Annotated in this window: 11 protein-coding genes, 2 tRNA genes and 1 pseudogene; 10 read left to right on the forward strand and 4 right to left on the reverse strand. The window is 73.2% G+C overall.

The window, feature by feature from the left end; genetic code table 11:
* Nucleotides 1-91 precede the first annotated feature (91 nt).
* Nucleotides 92-550, reverse strand: coding sequence for a pRL2-23 (locus LZF96_RS09785; RefSeq protein WP_233868861.1), 459 nt, complete (start codon nucleotides 548-550; stop codon nucleotides 92-94).
* Between the two features lie 438 nt (nucleotides 551-988).
* On the opposite strand from LZF96_RS09785, the gene LZF96_RS09790 reads away from it, so the two are divergent.
* From LZF96_RS09790 to LZF96_RS09800, 3 genes are all read left to right on the forward strand, one after another.
* Entirely contained in the window at nucleotides 989-1,783 is a 795-nt protein-coding gene (locus LZF96_RS09790; protein WP_233868864.1) for a GntR family transcriptional regulator, read from the forward strand.
* A complete protein-coding gene (locus tag LZF96_RS09795; protein WP_233868866.1) occupies nucleotides 1,780-2,445 on the forward strand; it encodes a YdcF family protein in 666 nt (221 codons plus the stop codon). The genes LZF96_RS09790 and LZF96_RS09795 overlap by 4 nt, the downstream gene beginning before the upstream one ends.
* 268 nt (nucleotides 2,446-2,713) lie before the next feature.
* Nucleotides 2,714-2,789, forward strand: a tRNA-OTHER gene (locus LZF96_RS09800).
* A gap of 315 nt (nucleotides 2,790-3,104) precedes the next feature.
* Here the strand turns inward: LZF96_RS09800 and LZF96_RS09805 are convergent.
* Entirely contained in the window at nucleotides 3,105-3,257 is a 153-nt protein-coding gene (locus LZF96_RS09805; RefSeq protein WP_233868868.1) for a hypothetical protein, read from the reverse strand.
* A 251-nt stretch (nucleotides 3,258-3,508) separates the two neighbouring features.
* Here LZF96_RS09805 and LZF96_RS09810 point away from each other — a divergent pair, with 251 nt between their 5' ends.
* The 6 genes and pseudogenes from LZF96_RS09810 to LZF96_RS09835 all read left to right on the forward strand — a co-directional run bounded on the left by LZF96_RS09810 (nucleotide 3,509) and on the right by LZF96_RS09835 (nucleotide 10,858).
* On the forward strand, nucleotides 3,509-4,375 hold the full coding sequence (locus LZF96_RS09810) for an alpha/beta fold hydrolase (RefSeq protein ID WP_233869119.1): 867 nt from the start codon (nucleotides 3,509-3,511) through the stop codon (nucleotides 4,373-4,375).
* Between the two features lie 1,192 nt (nucleotides 4,376-5,567).
* The gene (locus tag LZF96_RS09815) at nucleotides 5,568-6,167 is read left to right on the forward strand and encodes an RNA polymerase sigma factor (protein ID WP_233868872.1); all 600 of its coding nucleotides are present in this window, start codon (nucleotides 5,568-5,570) and stop codon (nucleotides 6,165-6,167) included.
* Nucleotides 6,148-7,182, forward strand: a complete 1,035-nt coding sequence (locus tag LZF96_RS09820; RefSeq protein WP_233868878.1) for a hypothetical protein — start codon at nucleotides 6,148-6,150, stop codon at nucleotides 7,180-7,182. Before LZF96_RS09815 ends, LZF96_RS09820 begins: the two co-directional genes overlap by 20 nt.
* A gap of 358 nt (nucleotides 7,183-7,540) precedes the next feature.
* Nucleotides 7,541-7,777, forward strand: a complete 237-nt coding sequence (locus LZF96_RS09825; protein ID WP_233868884.1) for a hypothetical protein — start codon at nucleotides 7,541-7,543, stop codon at nucleotides 7,775-7,777.
* Between the two features lie 405 nt (nucleotides 7,778-8,182).
* Nucleotides 8,183-8,698 (forward strand): annotated as a pseudogene (locus tag LZF96_RS09830) (SigE family RNA polymerase sigma factor); the annotation flags it as partial.
* A gap of 480 nt (nucleotides 8,699-9,178) precedes the next feature.
* On the forward strand, nucleotides 9,179-10,858 hold the full coding sequence (locus LZF96_RS09835) for a long-chain fatty acid--CoA ligase (protein ID WP_233868889.1): 1,680 nt from the start codon (nucleotides 9,179-9,181) through the stop codon (nucleotides 10,856-10,858).
* Nucleotides 10,859-11,133: 275 nt separating this feature from the next.
* On the opposite strand, the gene LZF96_RS09840 is transcribed toward LZF96_RS09835, so the two are convergent.
* Both LZF96_RS09840 and LZF96_RS09845 read right to left on the reverse strand, forming a co-directional pair.
* The gene (locus LZF96_RS09840) at nucleotides 11,134-15,060 is read right to left on the reverse strand and encodes a hybrid sensor histidine kinase/response regulator (protein ID WP_233868893.1); all 3,927 of its coding nucleotides are present in this window, start codon (nucleotides 15,058-15,060) and stop codon (nucleotides 11,134-11,136) included.
* Nucleotides 15,061-15,373: 313 nt separating this feature from the next.
* Nucleotides 15,374-15,829, reverse strand: a complete 456-nt coding sequence (locus tag LZF96_RS09845) for an SSI family serine proteinase inhibitor (RefSeq protein ID WP_267940684.1) — start codon at nucleotides 15,827-15,829, stop codon at nucleotides 15,374-15,376.
* A 275-nt stretch (nucleotides 15,830-16,104) separates the two neighbouring features.
* On the opposite strand from LZF96_RS09845, the gene LZF96_RS09850 reads away from it, so the two are divergent.
* A tRNA-Ser gene (locus tag LZF96_RS09850) sits at nucleotides 16,105-16,194 on the forward strand.
* The last annotated feature ends 196 nt before the right edge of the window (nucleotides 16,195-16,390 follow it).

Below are 16,390 nucleotides of genomic sequence, written 5' to 3' on the forward strand. Positions count from 1 at the left end.
CCGCCGCATCCCCGGGGTGACCACGAGTGGCCATGACCCCCGCCACCGACCCCGTTCGGCCGGTGGCGGGGATCAAGAGCACTGGTGGGGCTCAGCGAAGAGAGGTTCCGGCGGCCTCGACCATGGCGTCGTGAGCTTCCAGGGCACCGGCGCGCAGCGACTCCAGCTCCCGAAGGTCGGCCGCGTCGCGGATGGCGTAGGTGGCGCGGGTGGCACGAACGGCCGCGTTCCGGACCGTCGCGTCGGAGACCAGCAGCCGGACGCGAACGGACGGTGAGGTGATCTCCGAGCGGGTCTCGTGCGAGGTGTCGAGGAGCTTGCGCACCCGGTCGGGGGAGGCGTCGGTCAGTTCGGCGTCCTTCAGCTCCCACATCGCCCGGCGGTGGTCGCTGAGGGACGCCGCCAGCTCGGTCACGGCGGTGATGCGGTCGCGCCGCAGTTCGGCCGCGCGCTCCTCGGTGCGACCGGCACGGGCCGCCCGGTGCTGGAGAAGACCGGCGACGGTGGCTCCGGCGAGAGTGCCGATGACCGCGATGATGCTCGCCCACATGGTGGGGTCCTTTCGGTAGTCGGAAGGGGATCCGGGGGCGGCGGGTCGTCTGTGGTGGTGGTTGACCGCCGCATCCCCGGGGTGACCACGAGTGGCCATGACCCCCGCCACCGACCCCGTTCGGCCGGTGGCGAGGACCAAAAACACTCGTTGATCTGCGTTGATGCACTCTGTTGAGTTCTCAAGGTCCGGGTGCTTCCTTCAGCGCCGTTTCACGGGACGCCTCCGGGCACCGAGTGCTCGGTAACGCAGGCCCCTCGTTAGCGAGACGAGAGCCCACCCACCGTCAGGTGGGCAGCTCAAAGAAGGCCCATCCGAGCGAATCTCCCTTGCAGTCCTAGGACTGCGGGCGACTCGAGATAACCATGCACCGCAGTCCCGAGACTGTCAACAGTCCTAGGACTGTGTTTCACTGGTCGATGTCGAAAGGAGTGCCGCATGGCGCCCAAGTGGCGAGAGCTCGCGGACCGACTGGCCGAACAGATCAGGAAGGGCGAGTACGCGCCCGGTGACCAGTTGCCGCAGATCAGGGACCTGGTGGAAGCGGGCGAAGGCTCGAAGTCCACGGTCCACGCGGCCTACAAGGCGCTGGAAGCCGAAGGGCTGGTCACGTCCTCACGCGGCCACGGCACGGTCGTCCGTGAGCGGGCCCCGCTCAAGCGACTCGGCATCGCGAGGTACGACAAGGCCAAGTGGCGGGACGGCGATGAGGTGGCCTTCATCGCGGACCGCGTGGCGTCCGGACGCACGTACAAGCGGAACGAACAGACCCAGACCGTCAGCCGTGTAGCGGCACCGGCCGCCGTCGCCCGGGCACACGGCCTACCGGAAGGCGCGGAGGTCTACGCACGGGCGCGCGTGGTCAAGGAAGGCGCACAGCCAACACACACCTTGACCAGCTACTACCGTCCCGAGCACGTGGAAGGGACGCGCATCGTCGACCCCACGCCGGGACCCGCCGGTCGGGGCGGTGGCTTCCGTGTCCTGTACGACGCGGGATACGAAATCGACCACATGCAGGAGACCCTGTTCGCTCGCACCCCCACGGCGGACGAAGTCCAGCTGCTCCAGCTCGCGCCCGGCGAATGGGTGGTGGAGCTGCACCGGACGACGTACACGGCCGACGGGACCGTGGTGGAGTTCGCGATCGGCGTTCACGCGGCGACGCGCTTCTCCTGGACGTACGACTTCAAGGTCCCCGACTCGGCGAAAGCGGAGGGCGAGAGCAAGTGATCTCAGCACAGACATGGGCTGATGCCCAGCGACTCTGGGACTTCCAGCAGATGGGCCATGAACCGCGCCCATGCTCTGTCGCGATCGGCCTCGGCAGTCATGACCTCGGAGTCGCAGAGACAACCGCTGATCTCTACCACCGGGGCATGATGCCGCTGATTGTCTTCACCGGGGCGACCAGCCGCACCACACACGACCGCATGCCTCGAGGGGAGGCCGAGCACTACCGCGAGCGGGCGATGGAACTGGGGGTGCCAGCCGAGGTCATCCTTGTTGAGGCGCGGGCCCGGAACACGGGAGAGAACATCCGCTTCTCTCGCGAACTACTCGAAGAACACAGGACTCCCGTCTCATCCGTCCTCCTGGTCAGCAAGCCGTATGAAGAACGACGGGCCTATGCAACCGCCCGCAAGCTGTGGCCCGAAGTCGAGTGGGTCAGCGTGTCCACACCCATGACCCTGACCGACTACGTCGACTCGATCGGAGACGCGCGTTTGGTCATCGACATGTTGGCCGGTGCACAGCAGCGACTCATGATCTACCCGCAGCAGGGGTTCATGATTGAGCAGCCCATACCCAAGGACGTCACCGCAGCGTATGAGCGCTTGCGCGATGCCGGATTCACAAGCCGCCTCGTGGCAGATCCCGCATTGCGGAAGTGACAGCCCTGGGAGCCCGGTGAGGCCCGTTGTGTCCAGCGTCCAGCCCATACTGCCTCAAAAAGCTTGAGTGGCCCTCAGAAATGAGGACCGGAACGATGGGTGGCCGTGCTCGACCAAATGAGGGTCAGGTCTATCGACAGCTCAGCTTCCCACGAAGCGCTCGAGGCTCCAGGAGAAGCGGCCGTTGCGGTGGCTGTGGCCATCCTGTGGCCAGGATGGCCACCGAGCGGTCGAGTTCTCCGCGTTTCGGCAGGTCAGCAGGGGTGACAGGCCGTTGGGGTGAGCGGTCTTGAAAACCGTCGTGAGGTAACCCCTCACCGTGGGTTCAAATCCCACAGCCTCCGCCCCGCACGGCCCCTGACCTGCACATCCGGTCCGGGGCCGTCCCCGTTCCGGCTCTCCACCCGGCGGGGCACGCGGGGGCACGTGAACCCCTCGCCCGAGGCGATTCCGGCGCCGGGTCCCCCGCGGCCGACCCCTTTCCGCCGTACGAGCGTCAACGACACCACCGAGAAGGCGACTTCCCTGTCCGTGACGGCTGCTCCACCCGCACACCGAACCGTGTACGGGGCGGAACGCCGTGCGGGGAGGGAGCGGGGGCGGGGACGAGGGGGTCCACTCGGTCGTCCATCGGTGGGCAGGTCGGGGTGGGCACGGCCCTACTCGTCATCGACCCGGTGGTTACCGTCCGGCTGCTCCACGGCTATGGGATCACGGGGTGGGCCGGACAGCCGCAACGGTGGCCAACCACCCGAGGCGCCGGACATGGCCGGGCGGATGGCGAAGTGGCTCGGCGGCGGCGCGCTGGTCACGGGCGGCGCTCTTCTCGTGCGGACATGGCGTGTGCCCGGCATCCTGCAACCGATGCTCCCGGGGAGCGCGGCGGTGGTGTGCGCCCGGCTCGCCGTCGGTGGATGGGCCGTCGGCGTCGCTCCCGGGCCGCAATCCCCCTCCGTTTCGGAAAGCCCGCAGGTAAGCCGCCCCGTTGAGGGAGGGAGAGGCTCCGTGAGCTCTCCGGGAAAGCGGTGGACGCGGATGATCGCGGTGCGTCATGGTGGAGACCATGGAACGCTTGATCGACATCGCTCCCGACATCCGCCTGTGGGTCGAGGAGAGCGGTGATCGGACCGCTTCCCCGCTCCTCCTGATCATGGGTGCCAACGCCTCCGGCCTCACCTGGCCCGAGCCCTTCGTCGAGGCGCTGGGTCGGCACCACCGGGTGATCCGCTACGACCACCGCGACACCGGTCGCTCCACGGAGATCTTCGGGGAGCGGCCCTACGCCATCACCGACCTCGCCGGGGACGCCGTCGCGGTCCTCGACGCGCTGGGCGTGGAACGGGCGCACGTGGTCGGGATGTCCATGGGCGGGATGCTCGCCCAGCTGTTGCTCCTGGACCACCCGGAGCGCGTGCTCACCGCCACGTTCATCGGCACCACGCCGCTGGGCGGCATCTCCTACGAGGCACCGGGGTTCCCACCGGACCTCCTCGCCCTGTGGGAGGAGATGGGCGCGCCCCGCGACCGCGAGGCCGAGATCGACTGGCGGGTCCGGCACTGGGAACTGCTGCACAACAACCCCGACGGCACGGGCATCCCCTTCGACCCGGAGGAGTTCCGGCGGTTGGAGGAGCGGATCATCGCCCACGCGGGTCACCATCGCGGCCCCGCGGCCCACGCCGCCGCCGGTACCGACGGCTTGGACCGGGGCCCGGAACTGGCGGCCGTCCCCACCCCGGCCCTGGTGATCGACTCGCCGAACGATCCCCTCGCCGGCAGCGCCCGGGCGCACGCCCTCGCCGGGGCGCTGGGCAACGCCCGCCTGGTGACGATCCCCGGTATGGGCCACTCCCTCCCCGGCGCGGTCCTCCCCCGCCTGGCCGAACTCGTCCTCGGCCACACGTCACCCCCGGCGGAAGTGGGGGAATAAGGGGAGCGCGGAGACCTTGTCCCGCCAACTTCGGGAGTTTTTCGGCGCCGGGTTTTCACCCGCCTCGATGTGTTTCCCTCGGAGGTGCCCGGTCGCGGGGACGGTCGTCACCTCGGTGGAGGAATCAGCAGGGGACAACGGGTGCCCCCGTCGATGAAGAGGTGACTCCACGTCGTGTGACGACGCGCCCGGGCAGGGCTCGTTCCTCTTCCTCTGCGTCGGCGAGCCATGCGCGGACCCGTTCGGCCGAGGAATGATCGAGTTGTTCGGCGAGGTGTCGGGCCCGATCGCGTGACCGGTCCAGAGCGGGTCGGGCGGTAGGCGCGAGATGTGAGCCGAATCGGTGAACACTTTGTTCGTGGGCGCGGTGTGCCCACGCTTCGCAGCGATGGGTACGTGAAACGACCGCTTCCCGGTGGCTTCGGCGCTCGGGAGTCGGGTGCGGTACCGGGCCGCCCGTCCAGCCCGGCCGGGTGCGTCCTCACGAGATGTGAGTGCCCGAGGCAGGCGGTTCCCACCTCGGTGAACGCTTGGGCGGCTCTGCGGCAGAGGGCGGGTTGACGATCGTTTCGCAGGCGTGCGACCTCCGGGGTCACACGTGGATTGTCACGATCCACGAGGGGCCACTCCTTGCGAAGGTGAGTGTGTTCTTCGGCCCCGGTGGCGGTTCGACGGGTTTTCCAGCACCTTTCGAGGGCGCGGATGCGCCCGCTCGCGCTCCCGGGGCGTGTCCGCGCGACCCGGGTCGGGTGTGACCTCTGTGACGAGCCCGTGTCGTTGTGCAACGAATCGAACACGGCCTCAACGATCGGGCACCGCGCGCGCTTGGCTGGTGGCCGAGAGCGAGTTCGCTCTCCGGACGGGAGGCCCCCGGGCTTTCGCGTGCCGATGACGAGCCAGGTGAAAGGGACTCCGAGTTGAGTCACGAAGTCGTGAACGGCGTGAGGGCGGCGGTCGTCGCGCCGAGGATGTTCACCCCCGATGTCCGGGCGGGGGCCCGGTGGTCGGCGGACGGGATGGCGCGTGTCGGGACGCGGTGGTCGCGCGACCGGTGGGAACCCGGCGGGCGGAGGGGGAAGCGGGCGTGCGCCCCCGTCCCCCGGGGGTCTCGTCGATCCGGCGCCCCCGTCTCCCCCGGCGACCGGATGGTCTCCGGGCCGGTCGGCGCCCCGACCCCCTCGGGGAGTCGGACGTGACCGACGAGGACCGTTCCGGATCGCCGATCGACCGTCCCGTGCGAGAGCTGGCCGTGCACCTGCCCGCCGCGTGGACCGCCTTCCACGAGCAGTACTACTCCGCCTATCTCGCCTACGCCGAACTGCAGTTGGGCGACCGCGAGGAGGCCGCCGAACTCGTGCACCGCGTCTTCGTGCACCTCCTCGCGCACTGGCAGCGGCTGATGCGCGAGGAGGCGCCGATGGCCAGCGCCTGGGCGCTGCTGAAGTCGGGCGTGGCCCGACACCTGGAGGAACGGGGGCGGGAACCGGCGATGCCGGAGACCGCCGTCTTCCGCAACGTCAGCCGCCGCGTCCTGGAGGGTGTGCGCGGCGAGTTCGCCGCGATGGAGTCGGCGCTGGGCCTGTACACGGCGATAGCCCGGCTCCCCGAGCGGCAGTTCGACGTGATCGTGCTGCGCTACGTGCTGGGGTATCCCACGGGTGACGTGGCGCGTCTGATGGGCGTGACCGACGCGACGGTGCGCACGCACTGCACGCTGGCCCGCCGCAAGCTCGGCCGGGAGTTGGAGATGGACACGGGAGAGGACGGCGACGATGACGACGCGCGGCGGTGAGCAGGGGGCGGAACGTCGGTGCCGGGGCACCCGGAGTCTGGACGACCTGCTGGCCGGGGCCCTCGTCCCGGCGGGCGTCCACGATCCGGAGGCGGTGGCGGCGGCCCGACGCCGGGTGGAACGCGAGGTCGCCGAGAGCCTGTGGCGGGAGGCGCTGCACCGCGACTCCTACGCCCACCGGGTGCTCTCCGAGTCGCCCCGGGCCCGCCCCGGCTGCCCGGCGCCGGGGCCCGGCGATCCGGCGGTGGGCCCGGCGGTCCGGTTGCCGGCCGCACTGCTGCGCCAGGCGGCCCGTGACCTGTCGGCCCTGTGCGAGCTGGTGGTGTGGGACTCCCGGGCCGCCCGGGACATCGCGGGCCTGGTCAACTCCCGTCGCATAGAGCCGGACGGCGCGCTGGTCTTCGCCTGCCTCCTGCACCTGGCCGGCCGGGTGGACGGGGCGCAGTTCTGGTGGCAGTTCGGCGCGGGGGCGGGCAAGTCCACACCGGCCCTGTGCCTGTACCTGCTGCACCTGCAACGGGGCGAGATGCGCGACGCCGAACACTGGGCCTCCCAGGCCGCCGAACTGGAGGTGCTGGAGGCGCGGGAGGCGCCGGGTGACCGGTACCCCTCGGGCGGGACGGGCACGGGCACGGGCACGGGCACGGGCACGGGGACGGGCACGGGGACGGGCACGGGGGCTCCGCGATACGGGGAGGCGGGACGCCGGGGGACCGGCAGGCCCCAGTGCCGTACCTTCTACGCCCGGGAGCCGCGCCACCGCCCGTTGTACGAGCGGGGGTTCGCGACGGTGGAGTCGATGCTGCTGCGCACCCGCGCCGGCCTGTACACCCGGGGTCCGGTACCGGAGCCGGTGGGGGACCCGGCCGGGACCCGGCCGGCGGTGATGGCGGCCATCGAGGGGTTGACCGGGGTGTACGAGCGGTACGACCGGGACTTCGGTCACGTGCCGCGTCCGGATCCGGCGCTCGCCCGGCGGTTGGCGACCCGCGCGCCGTCCCCGGCGGGGCGCTGAGACCGGTCCGGCGGGGCGACGGCGCGGTGGCGCGGTGGCGCGGCGCGGTGGTCGGGTGGGGCGTCGGGCCCGGCGGCGGGGTACGCGCCGGCGTGCCCCGGCGGCGGCTCCCGGCGTGGGACCGGCCGCCGCGCGGTGACCGTGCGCGGGAGTTCGCGGTGGCGCGGCGGGTTTATCCGCGCCCCTTCATTCGTGCCGGTGAACCGGCCGACGGGGAGGGGTCCGGGGGGCTTCGCCCGGGCAACTCTGTTCCCGCGACGTCGATCATGTCGCCCCGGGGGTCGGCCGACCCCGCGGCACGTCCCATCTCCTCGAGCGCGAGCACCGTACCGCGCCCGCACAGCACGGAGGAATGAAGATGTCCCGTACCCGTACCGCCCGACTCGTCGCGGCCGCCGCGGCGATGCCGCTGGCTCTCGGTGCCCTCTCCGGCGTGGCCGTGGCGGACAACATCACCGACCAGGGCAACACCTCCACGATCACCACCGGTGACGACGCTTTCGTCGTCGTCGGTCAGTCCAACACCAACGTCTCGATCGACTTCGCCGGGGACCTGCTGCCCGACTTCTTCCCGATCTGGTTCCCGCTCTGGTGAGGCGGGACCCGCGAGGGCGGGTCGCGATGGCTCAGGGGTTCGTCGTACGGCCGCGTCCGCACCGGGCGCGGCCGTACGGCTGTTCCGGTCGGGAGCGGTCGGGAGCGGTCGGGCGGTGGGGCGTCGGAACCCGTCCCCCGACACCCTCCTCCCGGAGCCCGGTGAACCGGCCGACGGGGCCGGTCCGCGCAGGTGACGACAGGCCCGCCGGGAGTCGGGCGGGCAGGGGCCGGGATGTCCCCCGGGGGACATCCCCCCGGATCTCCCCGAGCCGGATCGGGGACGGTCGGGGACGGTCTCCACCCGGGGGAGGTGGGGCCCACCCCCGGTCTACTCCCCCGGGCGGAGGATCGATCCCGACCCCGGGGCGATCCGCGGGCGCCCCGTCGCGCCTAGCGTGGAACCATGACCACGCCAGGAAGCACACCGCCGGTGACGCCGCTCACCTTCTCGGCCTACGTCAGGGCGCGCGGACCGGTGCTGCTGCGTACGGCTCGTTCCCTCACGTCGAATCCGAACGACGCGGAGGACCTCCTGCAGACGGCCCTGGCCAAGACGTTCGTGGCCTGGGACCGCATCGAGGACCACCGGGCCCTGGACGGTTACGTGCGACGGGCCCTGATCAACACCCGGACCTCGCAGTGGCGCAGGCGTCGCGTCGACGAGCACCCGGTGGAGGAACTGCCCGAGCCCGAGCCCGTTCCGGAGGTCGACGCGGCCGAGCGGCAGGCGCTGCGCGAGGCGATGTGGCGGGCGGTGCTGCGGTTGCCTCCCCGCCAGCGGGCGATGGTGGTCCTGCGCTACTACGAGGACCTGAGCGAGGCCCGCACCGCCGAGGTGCTGGGGGTGTCGGTGGGCACGGTCAAGAGCGCCGTCTCCCGTGCCATGGCCCGGTTGCGGATGGATCCCCGCCTGGTGGCCCTGGCGGCCCCGGAGGGAAGCGCGGTGTCGGAAGCGGTGTCGCAGGCGCAGGGGGTGTCGGCGAGGGCGGCGGGGTCGTCGGACGCCGGGACGGGCGCGGAGCCGGAAACGGTGGGGACGCCGGGAACCGGGGGACCGACCGGCCTCGTGGGCCGCCCGCGGGCGGGCGGAACGCGCCGCGACGCCCTCGCCGGCGCGTCCGGCCGGGGCTCCGCCACGGTGGTGGTCCGGGCGGCCTGAGCACGGCCCCCGGTACCCCGAACCCCGGGCGTCTCCGCCGAGCCGTCGCCCGGCGCCTCCTCCCACCGGTGGCCGGGCCCGCCCGGCGCCGGGGTGTGCCGACCGGTGGCCGGCCACGGCCCGCCCCGGTACGCCGGCCCGACCGAAAAGGTCGCCCCGGGGTAGTGACATACCGCTTGGTATGCCAGCACAATCACGGGAACCATCCTCGCGTAACGGCGCGCACCCGTGGGAGGCCCGGTGTACAGCACCATGCAGGACGTTCCGCTGCTCGTGAGTCGCATCCTGCGGCACGGCTCCACCATCCACGGAAAATCCGTGGTCACCACCTGGACCGGTGACGGTCCGCCGACCCGCCGCACCTACGCCGAGATCGGCGAACGCTCCGCCCGCCTGGCCGGGGCCCTGCGCGACACCCTCGGTATCCGCGCGGAGGACCGCGTCGGCACCCTGATGTGGAACAACGGCGAGCACCTCGAGGCGTACCTCGCGATCCCCTCGATGGGCGCCGTCCTGCACACCCTCAACCTCCGGTTGCCCCCGAAACAGCTGGCCTGGGTGATCAATCACGCCGAGGACCGCGTGATCCTCGTCAACGGCAGCCTGCTGCCGCTGCTCGCGCCCCTGCTGCCCGCCCTCACCACCGTCGAGCACGTCGTCGTGGTGGGCCCGGGCAACACCGCCCTCCTCGACGGCTGCCGCCCCGAGGTGCACGAGTACGAGGCACTGCTGGCCGACCGCCCCGGCGCCTACGCCTGGCCCGAGCTCGACGAGCGGGCCCCCGCCGCCCTGTGCTACACCTCCGGCACCACCGGCGACCCCAAGGGCGTGGTCTACTCCCAGCGCTCCGTCTACCTGCACTGCCTCCAGGTCAACACCGCCGAGGCGATGGGCCTGACCGACGCCGACACCTGCCTGCCGGTGGTCCCCATGTTCCACGTCAACGCCTGGGGCCTGCCGCACGCGGCGTTCATGACCGGCATCAACCTCCTGATGCCCGACCGCTTCCTGCAGCCCGCCCCGCTCGCCGAGATGATCGAGACCGAGCGCCCCACCTACGCCGCCGCCGTCCCCACCATCTGGCAGGGACTGCTGCTGGAACTGGCCGAGAAGCCGCGCGACATCTCCTGCCTCAAGAGCGTCACCATCGGCGGCTCCGCCTGCCCACCCTCCATGATGAAGGACTTCGAGGAGAGGCACGACGTGCGCGTCGTGCACGCCTGGGGCATGACCGAGACCTCCCCGCTGGGCACCGTCGCCCACCCGCCGGCCGGTCTCGACCCCGAGGACGCCTGGCCCTACCGGCTCAGCCAGGGCCGCTTCCCCTGCTCGGTCGAGGCCCGCCTCATCGGCCCCGACGGCACCGAGCAGCCGTGGGACGGCACCTCGGCGGGCGAGTTGGAGGTGCGCGGCAACTGGATCGCCGGCGCCTACTACGGCGGCCCCGACAGCGAGCCCGTCCGCCCCGAGGACAAGTTCGCCCCCGACGGCTGGCTGCGCACCGGCGACGTCGGCACCATCACCGCGGACGGCTACCTGAACCTCACCGACCGCGCCAAGGACGTCATCAAGTCCGGTGGCGAGTGGATCTCCTCCGTGGAGCTGGAGAACCGGCTCATGGCCCACCCCGACGTGCTGGAGGCCGCCGTGGTGGCGGTGCCCGACGAGCGGTGGGGCGAACGGCCCCTGGCCACCGTCGTGCTCCGCGAGGGCTCGACGGCCGACTTCGTCGAACTGCGGGAGTTCCTCGCCGGGCAGGTCGCCAAGTGGCAGTTGCCCGAGCGCTGGAGCGTGATCACCGAGGTGCCCAAGACCAGCGTCGGCAAGTTCGACAAGAAGGTACTGCGGGCCCGCTACGCGCAGGGCGATCTCGCCGTCACCGACATCACCGGGACCACCGGGGCGGGGAGCCCCGCGTAGGCGAACCGGCTCCCCGGCGTACCGCCGGGTCCCGGGCCGGGTCCGTCGGCGGTGCGCGCCCGCCGACGGACCCGGGCCGCACGGTTCCCGGCCGGCGCGAACCCACCGGTCACACGCACCCGGGGCGCACGGTTCCCGATCACACGCCCCCGAACACCCGCGACGCCGGTGCCCGAACCCCGGGCACCGGCGTCGCGGCACGTCGACTCACGGCGCGGGCGTCGGCGCGCGTCCCTCACCGAGCCCGTCGGCGCACGCCCGTCGGCGCACGCGCGTCACTGCGCGCCGATCCGCGCCAACAGGTCGACGATCCGCTCCTGCACCTCGTCGCTGGTGGAGCGCTCCGCCAAGAACAGCACCGCCTCGCCCGAGGCCAGCAGCGGCAGTCCCGCCGGGTCCAGCCCCTCCGTGGTGTACACCACGAACGGGGTGCGGTTCAGCAGGCCGTTGACCCGCAGCCAGTCCACGATCCCCGCCCGCCCGCGCCGCATCCGGTGCAGGTCCATCACCACGAGGTTCGGCCGCACCCGGCTCGCCGACTCCACCGCCGACGCGTCCGTGGCCGCGTGCTCGACCTGCATCCCGCGCCGCTCCAGCGACGCGGTCAGCGCGGTCGCGATCTCCGCGCTCTCCTCCACCAACAGCACCCGGGGTGGGTGCTGTTCGCTGTCCCGGGGAGCCAACGCCTTCAGCAGCACCGCCGGGTCCGCCCCGTACGCGGCCTCCCGACCCGCCTGGCCCAGCCCGGCCGTCACCAGCACCGGCACCTCCGCCGCCACCGCGGCCTGCCGCAGCGACTGCAACGCCGTGCGGGTGATCGGCCCGGTCAGCGGATCCACGAACAGCGCCGCCGGATAGGCCGCGATCTGCGCGTCCACCTCCTCACGGGACTGCACCAGCACCGGCCGGTACCCGCGGTCGGTGAGCGCCTGCTGCGTGGAGACGTCCGGCTCCGGCCACACCAGCAGCCGGCGCGGATTGTCCAGCGGCTCCGGCGGCAACTCCTCGTCGGTCGGCATCGGCATCGGTGCCGGCATCCCGCGGCTGTCGGTCACCTCGATCGCCCCGTTGGGGCCGTCCAGGGGCTCCGGACCCTCCTCGGCACCGGCCGCCGGGGCCCCGATGGCGAACTGCCGCCCCCCCGACTCGGCGGGCCCCCCCGTCCGGTTGGGCGGGGTGATCGGACGCCGCTGCGGTCCGCCGGGTGTCGGACCGGGCGGCACCGGAGCGGGGCCGGTCGGACCCGGGCGCGTCGGTCCGCCGGGGCCGGCCGGGCCGGGTCCCTCGGCGCGGCCGTTGTCGGTCGGCGGCGCGGCCAGCTTCCGCCGCCGTCCCGGCGCACTGCTCTGCGCCGGACCGATCACCGGCGTGGCGATCGACTGTCCCGCGACCGGTCCGTTTCGGCCGCCCTGTCCGTCGGGGCCGCTCTGTCCGTTCGGGCCGGTCGGACCATTGGGGTCGTTCGGGTGCGCCGGGTGCGCCGGGTGCGCCGGGTCGGCGGGCGCGCCCGGCGCGGACCGCTCCTCCGCCCGCTGCTCCACGAGCTGGTTCACCTGGGCGACCGGTATGCCCTGCCCCAGCGTGCGCACGTTCACCCCGGGCCGGCCGTCGGGCCGGCCGGCTCGCTCCGCACCGGGCATCGGCAGCGCCGGCTGAGGCCGGCGCACCTCCTCGCGCGGCAACGATCCGCTCAGGATCGGGCTGGCCGCCACCACCGTGTGCTCGACCGGGGGCGGTCCCTCGGGCTCGTCCCCGGCTCCGGCGGGGGCGTCATCGGCGGGCTCCGGCGCCGCGTCGGGGGCGGGGCCGGTCGGTCCCGTCGGGGCTGCGGGCCCCTCCGCCGCGCCGTCGGGCGCGGGGTCCGCGGCGGGTTCCGGCTCCGGACCGCCCAGCGCGATCGGCTCCCGGGGACCCTGCTGCCCGGCCGCCGCGGCGGCCGCGACCTCGGCCGCGCGCCTGCGGCGCCCGGTGGGCGTCTCCCCGGCCTGTTCGCTCTGCTCGCCGTTCTCGGCGACCTCCTCGTCGGCGGGCGCGGAGGCCCGACGGCGGCGGCCACCACCCGGACCGTTCTCCGGCCCCACCGGTACCCCGTCCGGCGGCGTGCCGGTGTCCCCCTCGGCGGGCGCGCGGCGGCGCCGACCCGTCGGGGTCGCGGCGCCCTCGACGGCCCCCGGGCCGTCGGGGGCCGTAGGCGGCCGGGGCACCTGCTGTCGCGGCGCCTGCTGTTGCGGCAGGATCGGCATCTCCATCGGCGGCGCCGGCTGCGAAGCCCCCTGCGCCGGCCCCGGACGCCGTGCCCGGTGGGGCGGCTGGTGCGGGACGTGCTGTGGCACCGGCTGCGGGCCGGCCACCGGAAGCGGCACCGGCGCGCCCGGCTCGCGGCGGGGCGCGGGAAGCGCGGGCTGCCCGCCGGGCCCACCGGCCGGGTGCTCCCCACCGGGCACGGGTCCGCCCTGTCCCCGTCCGGGCCCGGGCCCCTGCCGGGAGCCCGGGAAGTCGCCGCCCTCCGGCCGGCGCGGACGTGGCATCGGCCGCCCCGGCGAGGCCGGGGGAGCGGCCACCACGTGACCGCTGTCGTTGCCCGTGGCCATGCCGCGCGCCGTGCCGCCCGGCCCGCCCGTGCCGCGCGCAGGCTGCACCGGCACCGGCATCACCGTCGTCTCACCGGCCGCGTCGCGGGGCCGCGGCGCGGGCCCCGGCGCGGGCCCCGGCGCGGGCGCGGCGTCCGCGCTCACCGGCACCTCGAGCACGTACGCGGTACCACCGGAGGCCCCCGGCACCTCGTGGGTCTGCAACACCCCGCCGTGCATCCGCACGATGCCGCTCACCAGCGGACCGTGCACCGGGTCCCCGCCGGGGAACGGGCCGCGCACCTCGATCCGCACCACGTCGCCGCGCTGCGCGGCGGCCACCACGATCGTGGAGTCCGACGGACCGCCGTTCCCGGTGTTCACCGACCGGCCGGTGGCGTCCACCCCGGCCACGTCCGCGATCAGGTGCGCCAGCGCCTGTGCCAACCGCTCCGGGTCCACCTCCGCCTCGGTCGGCGGGGCGTGCACGGCGAATTGCGCCCGACCCGGGCCGATCAGCTCCGTGGCGCCGTCCACCCCGGCGTTGATGACCTCGTCCAGCGCCACCTTCTTGCGGGCCAACTGCTCCTTGCCGGCGTCCAACCGCTGGTAGCCCAACACGTTGTCGACCAGCGTCGCCATCCGCGCGTAGCCCGCCGCCAGGTGGTGCAGGATCTGGTTGGCCTCCGGCCACAGCTGTCCCGCCGGGTCGGCGGCGAGCGCCGTCAACTCCCCGCGCAGCTCCTCCAACGGGCCGTGCAGGCTGTGGCCGAGCACGGCCAGCAACTGCTCGTACCGGGAGTTCATCGCGTCCTGCGGACGGCGGTCGGTGAACGTCATCACCGCGCCCACCAATTGGTCGCCCTCGCGCACCGGGGCCGTGGTCATGTCCACCGGGACGGCGCGGCCGTCCTTCGTCCACAGCACCTGTCCCATCCGCACGCGGTGCTTGCGTCCGGAGACCAGGGTGTCGTGCAGCGGGGTCTCCTCGAACGGCAGGGGTGAGCCGTCGGGACGCGAGTGGTGCACCAGCGGGTGCAGTTCCTGCCCGCCGAGCTTCCCCGCGCGGTGCCCCAGGAGTTGGGCGGCGGCCGGGTTGACCAGCACGACCCGCCCGGCGGTGTCCACACCCACGACGCCCTCGGACGCCGCCCGCAGGATCATCTCCGTCTGCCGCTGCTGCCGGGCCAGTTCGGCCTCGGTGTCCAGGGTGCCGGAGAGGTCCCGCACCACCAGCATCAACAGTTCCTCGGAGGCGTGGTCGTCCCCGAAGGCCGCGTCTATGGCCGAGACGTAGGGGGTCTGTCCGGCCTGGAGGAGGGCGCTGGTCACCTCGACGGGCAACTCGGCGCCGTCGGTGCGACGGGCGATCATGCGGGTGGGACGGGTGCGCACGCCCGGATCCTCGTCGGGGCGACGCATCGACCCCGGGATCCGACGCGGATCGAACGCCGGAATGATGTCCAGCAACCCACGTCCCACCAGCGGCGCGCCCGGCGCCTCCAACGTCTCGCCCGCGATGGCGTTCGCCTTCACGACGGTGCCGTTGCCGTTGACCAGCAACAGCGCGTCGGGCAGGGCGTCGAGTATGGCGGCGAGGCGAGCAGCGCCTCTCGCCGGCCTGCTGCTCACGACTCGAATCCTCCCTTGACCCGGATGTGCTCGGCCGAAGCCGGTGGCGGTCCCGACGACGGGCCCACCGGGAGCCCCTGCGTGTCGTTCACAGGGGAGTCTACGGGCAGCGGTCGCCGGTGAGGTCATGCCTTCGGGCAAGGATTGTCCCCCGGGCGGGCGCCCCCGTCCGTGACGCACGCCACCCCCGGAGCGGGCGCGCGCGGGCGTGCGTGAGGGGCGTGCGCGACGGGGGTGGAAGAGGAGGGAAGAGCGAAAGAGAAAAGGGGTGGAGAGAGGTGGAGAGGGGACGTGGGCGCCCGTGGCCGCCGGCTCAGGACGGCTGCGGAACGGTAGACGGCAGAACCGGCACCATGGCGTCCCAACGGGCGATCTCGCAGCCGTTGGCGCGGGAGAACGTCGCGCGCACCGGCTCACCGTTCCACCGCCCGGTGATGCTCGCCGTGGCCGGACCACCGTGCTGCTGGGTGCACATCGTGTTCGCGGGGACGGGTGCGAACAGGTCCGCCCCGCGCGCGTGCGCCCCGATCAGCAGGTCGCAGGCGGCGTCACCCTCGGGGTGGTCGCCGCCGGTGGGCTCGCAGGTCAGGGTGTGGGTGCGGGAGGAGTGCCGGGAGCCGTCCTCGGAGACGGTGATCCGCAGATCGTGGGCGATCGGCCTGGCGGCCGTCCCGGCCCCGCCCGGCTCGGCCGGGGCACCCGCCTGCGGTCCGGCGGCGAGGGCGGCCAGTGCGGCGAGGGCGGCGGCGGTGAGGGAGGTGAAGTCCATGGGGGTTGCGCTCCTAGCGTCGGATGCGTGCTACTTCACGGGTTTCGCGGGATACCGCGCGATACACGGTGTACGCGTGTTTCATGGGGGTACGTCGTCGGAACCGACGGATCGTCCCCACCTGTTCAACGCTGCTCACGCGAAGTGGTTGCGCAACGTGACACGACCGGATACCCCTCGTCCGGCGGAGCGCGAGTGGCTCCGGCAGTGACGGCTGTGGCATCATTTGCTCGCACACACCCGCTCTCGCGGTCTCACGCGGGCGTGAAGTGCGTGGAGGCTTCGCCTAGTCTGGTCTATGGCGCCGCACTGCTAATGCGGTTTGGGGTAACCCCCCATCCCGGGTTCAAATCCCGGAGCCTCCGCAGCGGAAGCACCCGGGGACCCCCGGCCGACACGGCCGGGGGTCCCCGGCTTTGCGCGGTCGGTCCCCGTTGCGGGCCCCGGCCGGTGCGCCGTGACGCAGCCGGGCGCGGCGTGCCGCATCGTCGGGTGCCACGTCCACCGGCGCCCGGGACGGTCGTACCGGGGGCGGTGTGTCGATGGGTTCCCGGGGGGCGG

This window comes from Streptomyces sp. ST2-7A, assembly GCF_021390475.1.
Lineage (GTDB): Bacteria > Actinomycetota > Actinomycetes > Streptomycetales > Streptomycetaceae > Streptomyces.